A 7796-nucleotide genomic window follows, 5' to 3' on the forward strand; every position below is an offset into this window, starting at 1 on the left:
GCCCGGCCCCGCACGGGTGGCGCCGCGACGCGGTGTTCGTGGTCGCGAGCGGCCGCACCCGGTGAGCCGGCCGTTCGCACCGGGCCACGGTGACGGGTGATTGCCGCCGGCGAGATCCCGCCGCCCTCGCGGATCGGCATCCCCGCCGCGTCGCGGACCGACGGGCGTTGCGTACCACCGGGAGCGCACCTCGCGACGAATGCGGGGGGTGCGGCGCGGCGAACGCCCCCACCGGCTCCGGGCGGTCGGCGAGCGATCCTCCCGGGATGCGCGCGATCGCGGGCGGGGACCGCCGCACTCCGATCGCCGGACGGGCCGACTAGGTCGCCCCCACCTCCCGGGCCGCGCTCTGGCGCGCCGCCTTGTCGGCGTACATCCGCTTGTCGGCGATGCGGATCAGCTCCTCGAAATCGTCGCCGTCGTCGGGAAAACCGGCCCATCCCGCGCTCACCCCGATCCGCACCGGCTCGGGCGCGCCGCATTCGAAGGGTGTCTCCTCGATTCCCTTCTGGATGCGCGACACGACCGAGCGGATCAGCTCGGGATCGGCGTCGGGAAGGAGGGCCACGAACTCGTCCCCTCCCCAGCGGCACACGGTGTCGCCGGTGCGGAGCTGGCGCTGGAGGAAGCCACTGACGGCTCGAAGAACGGCGTCGCCGACGCGGTGGCCGTAGCGGTCGTTGATCGGCTTGAACCTGTCGAGATCGAAGACGGCGACGCCGAACGGGCGGTGATGGCGGCGCGCGCGGACCGCCTCCTTTTCGAGCTGTGCGAACAGGAAGCGCAGGTTGGGCAGCCCGGTGAGCGAGTCGGTCATCGCGTTCTCGCGGGTCTTCTCGTAGGTGCGCGCGTTCTCGATCGCCGCCGCCGCCTCGGGTCCCACCAGTTCCAGGATTCGCTCGTCCTCGCTGGTGAAGGCCCGCTCGGTTCCGTGGTAGAGCGTCACCGCGCCGATCACCCTTCCCTCGTGGACGAGCGGCGACACGAGAGCGCTCCGGAAGCGGCTCCCCAAGGGGGCGCTGCGCCCGCGGAAGTCGGGCATCGGAACGACGTTCACGAGCGTCTTGGCGTTGTCCACCGCCCACCCGCTGACGCCCTCGCCCGCCATGAGGATGTTGCCGCGCAGCTCCTCGGCGCCCGAGCCGGCCGCGGCCGCGGCGCGGATCGTGTCGTTGCCGCCGTCGACGAGGTAGACCACACCGCAGTCGAAGCTGATCAGGTTGCGCAGCCGCTCCAGGATGCGCTCGAGGGTCTGGTCGAGTCCGAGAGACCGGCCCAGGTCGCGCGTGAACTCTTGCATCGCCATCGCCTCGCGCCGGGCGGCGGCGATCTGCTCCAGGGCGCTCGGCGCCTTCGTCTCGGCGTAGAGCGACAGCGCGTAGTCGCGCTGGATGCTGGCGATTCTCTCCATACCGGCCGGTGGCGGGGCCGGCTCCTCGGCCCGCGCGAGCAGCTCGTCGGCATGGGCGGTGAACAGCTCGACCAGCGCGGGATCGAACTTCCGGCCAGCCGCCCGCGACAGCTCCTCCAGCGCCTCCTCCCGGGAGAGGGCGTTGTGGTACGGGCGCGGCTGCATCATGGCGTCGGCCGCGTCGGCGATGGCGACGATTCTCGCTCCCAGCGGGATCTCCTCGCCGGCGAGACCGTCCGGGCTCCCGCTGCCGTCCCAGTGCTCGCGGTGATGGCGGACGATCGGCACGACGGGGTAGGGAAAGCCGACCTCCTCGACGATCTGGGCGCCGATCACCGGGTAGGTCCGGACCTTGAGGTACTCGGCCGGTGTCAGCTTCCCCGGCTTGTTGAGGATGTAGTCGGGGATGCCGAGCCGCCCCACGTCGTGGAGCAGGGCCCCCGCGCTCACCGCGCGGATCCCCTCCTCGTCGAGGCCCGCCAGCTCAGCGAGGCCCACCGCGTAGGCCTGCACGCGCCGCGGGTGCCCGTAGCTGGACTGCCCGCGGGCGTCGATCGCCATCGCCAGCACCTCGAGCGCTCGCAGGTGCAGCTCGTTCATGGCGGCGATCTCGCGGTTCTTGCGTTCCAGCCGCCCGAGGGTCGCGCGGTAGTTGACGTAGGTGAGCCCGAGAACCGGGAGGCAGATCAGCAGAGCGGATGGTCCCAGGGTGCGAAACAGCGCGACCGCCAGCCCGGCCACCAGCGCGCCCGCAAGGAAGCCGAGCGCCGCCCAAGAGAAGCTCTCGCGCCACAGGCGGACGATCGACCGGCGTCGCCGCACGCCGATGAGCAAGGCGACGAGGAAGCTGTTGAGCGTGTAGTGCGCGGCCGCCATCGCAGCCAGGGGCGGCGTCATCCGCAGGAGGTCGACGGGCTCCGCTCCACCCGGCTCCGCGCCGAGCAGCGCCCAGTAGACCCGGCCGGACAAGTCGACCGACAGGCACATCACCGCGAGCGACGTGGCCGACGGCGCCCACCGCCGCGTGCGGAAGTAGGTCGCCACCAGCCCCTCCACGCCCGCGATCACCGCGGCCGGCTCGGGGCCGTAGAGCAGGACGGTCGCGAAGGTGAAGGCGTCCGAAAGCGACAGGAACGACGGCGCCCCGGGAAGACGGATCGACAGGAGTCCGGCGGCGACCGTCATCGCGAACAACGCCGCCACGCCGGGCCCCCATGCCTCCGGGCGCCCGATCCATCGCGCCGCCGTCCAAAGGAAGAACGCCCCGCCCCCGGTGATCACGAGGGCGGAGAGCGCCTGCCCGGCGCGCGTCGGCGGTCGGGTGTCGAGCAACCCGGCTTCCCCTTTCGGGGAGAACTTGGTCGCCCGGTGCCGCTCCGGTCAACGCCGCCGGCGCGCGCCGGCGGGCGCCCCGAACAGGATCGAACGCGCCGCGGAGACCCCGCGCAAGCGCGGGGGAGGCTCGCATCGGGCCGGCGTGACCCGGCGATCGGGAAACGGACGAAGAGCGCGCGACTCCGCGAGCCGGTGCCCGGACGAGGACGCGGGAGCGAGCGGCCGGCGGGGCCGGCTGCCGGGACGGCCGCTCGCCACGCCGGCCGGTCGCGCCGCGCGCGATGCGGCGTCCGGCCCGGGGCTTCCCCGGAGAGCGTCTCAGTCGAGCGAGACCCAGTGCACCCGTCCCGCCGTCGAACCGATGACGATCCCCTGGTGGACGCCGTCGTTGTAGTCGAAGGTGGGCGACCCGAGCGTCGCACCGCTCTCGACGCTCCACGTGCGCACGATCGCCCCGGTCTTCGCGTCCAGTTCGTACAGGACGCCGTCGCTGGCGCCGACGTAGGCGCGGGTGTTTTCCGTACCGCCGACCCAGCGCAGCACGATGGGCGCGGAGGGGCCGGTGGCCGGATCGGTGTCGTCCGGGAGCGTGAGATCCCAGCGGCTGCTGCTGTCGAACCGAATCGTCCCCGGCTTGATCCGAACGCCGTGGACCTGGTTGTCGGTCGACCACACCACCCAGTGCTCGTAGAAGCCGTTTCCGAGCGGCACGGGAGTGCTCACCGCCACACCCTTCACCGGGCCGTCGGTGGAGGGGATGCTGCCCCTCTGCTTGAGCGGGGAGCCCGGACCGGCGGTGCGGGTCAGCGCGTCATAGAGGTAGAGGGTTCCCTGACCGGTCCCGTCGGAGGCTCCGAAGAGGAGGTAGTGGTTGTTTCCGTAGCCGAACGTGAAGAGGACGAGATCGGTGTCGACGCTGCCCAGCCCTCGCGTTTCGGAGAACACGGGGATGTCGAAGCGCGGCCCCGTGTGCGAGCCGTTGGCCGCCAGGACCTCGATCGCCACGATCGACTCGTCGTCGTCGCCGTCGGGGTTGAACGGCACGTAGACGAAGTTGTTGGTGTCGTCGCGGTAAAGGATCCGCGGTGCCGCGTTGCTGACGCCGAGCCCCGGACTGTCCGCGCTCCCCGTTCCGTCCCAGTCGCCGTCGTAGGTGTCGTACAGGGTGCTCAGATCGTGCGAGTAGAGCATGATCTTGTTGTCGTTGGCGGTCCCGTCGCCGTTGGAGTCCGGGCAGCGCGTGGCCACCACCACCACGTCGTCGTCGGGGTTGGGGTTGTTGTCGAACGCGTCGAGCATCACCACCGCGGGCGCCTGGAGGGCACCGCTCGGGCAGCCGGCATCCTGGGCGACGTGCGCGACACCCTCTGCGGTGGAGTCGGCGGACATGTCGAAGCGGTAGAGATTGCCGTCCTGGGAGGAGACGAAGCCGGTGTAGTCGGGTGAGCCCGGTACCGCCGGGTTGAGGTCTCCGACCATCGGCCGCGCCTGGACGGCGCCGCTGACCTCGGGAGGAGACCAGCCTGCGCGCCGCCCGTCGCTCTCGGCCATCCGGTACAGGAGCCGGTCGTTGCCGACCGAGACGATGTAGGCGGAGGGAATCGCCCCGACCGGGGCGAGGGTCGCCGCCCGGGTGGTAAAGGCCCACTTGTAGGGGAGGGCACGGGGAAGGCCGGTCGTCGAGACGCCGCCGGCGTAGTTGAGTGTTCCGTCGAAGGCGCACAGCTTGTAGTGGTACTCGACGCCGTTGGTCACGCCGGTGTCGTCGCAGCTCGTCTCGGAGGAGGTGGTGACGCAGACGACGTCGCTGCTCCCGATCGTGTCGCCCACGCTGTACGACTGGCCGTCGACCGGCGCGTCCGGAACGGCCGACCCGGCGTGGCGGAGCACGAGGACGCCGGCGAAATCGGCGTCGGTCGGATTGTCCCATTCGAGCGTCACGACCGAATCCCGCGCCGCGGCGGTCGCCTTCGCGACGTCGCCCGGGGGCGTCGTGTCCGCGGCGTGCGCGCCGAGCGTCGCGGCGGCGATCAGCGCCGCGAAGACCGGCAGGGATCGGAGCGAGGACGGCCAGCGATCTGCACTCATGCCCATGTTCTCCCCCCGCGCGGCCCCGGGCCGCGCGTGTGCCGGCGACGAGCCCCCGGCTTCGCGGGGTGCGCGCCGCCTGAGCCGTCCTTCTCGGGAACGCCGCCCCCCCCGACCGAGAGCGACCTCGTCGCGATCGGCTTCCTTTTCTTGTACGACGAACGGGCGGGCCCGCAACGCGGGATGCCGGCCCCGCGCCGCGCCGTGCGCCGGCGAGACCCCTGGCGAGTTCGGATTTATCCGAACTCTTTCGTCATGGCGGGGCCGGAGCGGCTCAGCGCCCCCGCTTCCGGTAGGTCCCCACCAGCTCCGCCTTGGCCAGGACGTGCCCCTCCATCGCCCGCTCGACCGCCGCCTTGGTCGCCTCCGGCAGTTCCGGGAGGGTCGTGTCGAGGGCGTAGAGCTTGTGGACGTAGCGGTGCCGCCCGATCGGCGGGCAGGGGCCGCCGTAGCCGGTCCGCTTCCAGTCGTTCAGACCCTCGCGCGCCCCTTCCGGCATGCGCCGTCCCGACGCGCCCTCCTCCAGGCCGGAAGCGGTCGGAGGGATGTTGTAGACGACCCAGTGGACCCAGGTCATCCGCGGGCGGGCCGGATCGGGGGCGTCCGGATCGTCGACGATCAGGGCGAGGCTCTTCGTTCCCTCGGGGAGTCCCTTCCACTCGAGCGGCGGGGAGAGATCCTCCCCCTCGCACGTGTACCGGACCGGGATCTCCTCTCCCGGCCCGAAGGCGGACGACGTCAGTTCCAGCGCCATCTTCGCCTCCTTCGCCGCCGGCGCCCGCCCGGGCGCCTCGGCCGGCGGCTCCTGCGCGCAAGCCCAGAGGCCCGCCGCGGCCCAGGCGACGATCGCCGCCATCGCTCTCTTGTGCGTCTCGGACACCGGGGCCTCCTTCCCCGAAGCGCGGCCCGCGAACGGCCGGCCGCGACTCCCGGGCACCGGCCGGGGGCGTCCGCCGCCCGGCGGGCGGCGCGTCGATTGTTGCGCCCGCGGCTGGCCGGTGTAAAGCTCGCCCGGCTCCGCCCCTGGGCGGAAGCGTCGGTGCGCGCATGTCCCTGTACGAACGGATCCTCGCGGCGGCCGGCGAGGCGAAGCCGCCCGAGCCGCGAGACAGCGCCGTGGGTCTCGTCCTCCGGCGGGGCAGGGACGGCCTCCAGGTTCTCGTCGGGCTTCGCTCGCGCCGCTCGCGTTTCCTTCCGGGGAACTGGGCCTTCATCGGCGGCGGCGTCGATCCCGGCGACCGCCCGGAGGCGCCGCGGCACCACGCGCGTTGCGTGGCGAGGGAGCTCCAGGAAGAGACGGGGCTGGTCGTTCCACCCGAGCAGTGGCGTGAAGCGGGGGAGCGGATCACCCCCCCGATCTTCCCGGTGCGTTACCGCACCCGGTTCCTCGTCGCCGAACTCCCCGACGGCGCGGAGCTGCCGGCGCGACCGCCGCGGCCCGAGGAGATCGAGGAACTCCGCTTCGTGGCGCCGTCCCGCCTGCTCGAGGAATGGCGGCGGGGGGAGGCGGCGATCCCGCCGGTCCTGCCGCCGCTTCTGCGCCGCCTAGCCGAGGTCGCCTCCGACCCGCCGCCCCTTGCCGATCTGGCCCGGGAACTCGCCGCGATCAACGCCGAAGAGCAGCGCGCGCCGCGCATCGAGTTCGTGCCCGGCATCTGGATGAGTCCGCTCGAAACGCGCACTCTTCCCCCCGCCACCCACACCAACGCCTGGATCGCCGGCGGGGAGCGCTTCGTGGTCGTCGATCCGGGGACCGACGACCACCGCGAGCTGCAGCGCCTGCTCGAGGTGATCGCGAAGCGCCGCGCCGAAGGCGCCCGCCCCCACGCCGTCCTGCTCACGCACCACCATCCGGACCACGTCGGGGGAGCTTCGCCGCTGGCTCGCGAGCTGGGTGTGCCGGTGGCGGGCCATCCCGAAACGCTCGCCCGTGCCCCCCTCCGGGAGGGGATCTCCTCGGAGCCGCTCCGGGACGGCGCGCGGATCGACCTGGGAGGGATGACCCTGGTGGCGGTGGAGACGCCGGGACACGCGCGCGGGCATCTGGTGTTCCACGTTCCGGAGCGCGGCGCCCTGATCGCCGGAGATCTCGTGAGCGGGCTGTCGACGATCCTGGTCGACCCGGACGAGGGCGGCATGGCCGCCTACCTCGCCTCGCTCGACCGCGCCGCCGCGCTCGCGCCTCGATGGGTGCTCCCGGCGCACGGACCGCCGCTGCCGGGCCGGGCGCTCGAGCGGACGCGGCGGCATCGCGACAAGCGCGGCGAGATGGTCCTCGCCGCGATCGGCACCGAGGGGGCGACGCTCGACGCGATCGCCGAGCGGGCCTACCCCGACGCCCCCGACGCTCCGGCGCTCCTCCGGCGGCGGCAGGCGCTCGCCCATCTGCTGCAGTTCGAGGCGGAGGGGCGGGTCACCCGCGAGGGCCGGCTCTGGCGCCGCGCCTGATCCTTCTCTCCGCGGAGGGCGCTCCCGCGATGGCGCGCGAGGGCGGCCCACTCGACGGTGCGCCGACACCCTTGCCCGATCCCGCGCGCAGCGGGCGCTTCGAGACGGTCACCTTCGATCGGCCGTCGAGCTGGGCGGGAGTGCGCGCGATCCGGAATGCACCTCGCCCTCGGTGCGCCGATCCCGGCGCCGCGGCGCGTTCGGGGGGCGGGCGCAGGCCTGCCGGCAAGCGCCCGCGAGCTTCCATTGGGCGCAGACGAACGGAGCGACGGCCTTTCCCCGGGGCGCGGCGCCGCAGCCGGCGCGAAGCACTCGTCCGATGATCCGCTTTGCGCTCGACGCGCCCGGCGGTCGCCTTCTGCCGGCCCGCCCGCGCATCCCCGATAATGGCCGCCATGCCGGCCCTCGAACTGGTCGAAAGGTCTCCCCGCTCCCTCTGGGACGAAGCGATCCGGCGACTTTGCGTGGTGGCCGACTCCGCCGGCGGTCCCGTTTCCCAGATCGTCCTCGCGCC

Annotated in this window: 4 protein-coding genes; 1 reads left to right on the plus strand and 3 read right to left on the minus strand. The window is 72.9% G+C overall.

Annotated features, from left to right (window positions below; translation table 11 throughout):
• Positions 1 to 319: 319 nt before the first annotated feature.
• The 3 genes from D6718_09970 to D6718_09980 all read right to left on the minus strand — a co-directional run bounded on the left by D6718_09970 (position 320) and on the right by D6718_09980 (position 5588).
• On the minus strand, positions 320 to 2743 hold the full coding sequence (locus D6718_09970; GenBank protein ID RMG44497.1) for a diguanylate cyclase: 2424 nt from the start codon (positions 2741 to 2743) through the stop codon (positions 320 to 322).
• Positions 2744 to 3064: 321 nt separating this feature from the next.
• Positions 3065 to 4834, minus strand: coding sequence for a hypothetical protein (locus tag D6718_09975; GenBank protein ID RMG44498.1), 1770 nt, complete (start codon positions 4832 to 4834; stop codon positions 3065 to 3067).
• Positions 4835 to 5108: 274 nt separating this feature from the next.
• On the minus strand, positions 5109 to 5588 hold the full coding sequence (locus D6718_09980; protein ID RMG44500.1) for a YbhB/YbcL family Raf kinase inhibitor-like protein: 480 nt from the start codon (positions 5586 to 5588) through the stop codon (positions 5109 to 5111).
• A gap of 293 nt (positions 5589 to 5881) precedes the next feature.
• Here D6718_09980 and D6718_09985 point away from each other — a divergent pair, with 293 nt between their 5' ends.
• Positions 5882 to 7282 carry an MBL fold metallo-hydrolase gene (locus tag D6718_09985; GenBank protein ID RMG44499.1) on the plus strand — a complete coding sequence of 467 codons (1401 nt, stop codon included), beginning with the start codon at positions 5882 to 5884 and terminating at the stop codon, positions 7280 to 7282.
• Positions 7283 to 7796: the final 514 nt, after the last annotated feature.

The organism is Acidobacteriota bacterium (assembly GCA_003696075.1).
GTDB lineage: Bacteria > Acidobacteriota > Polarisedimenticolia > J045 > J045 > J045.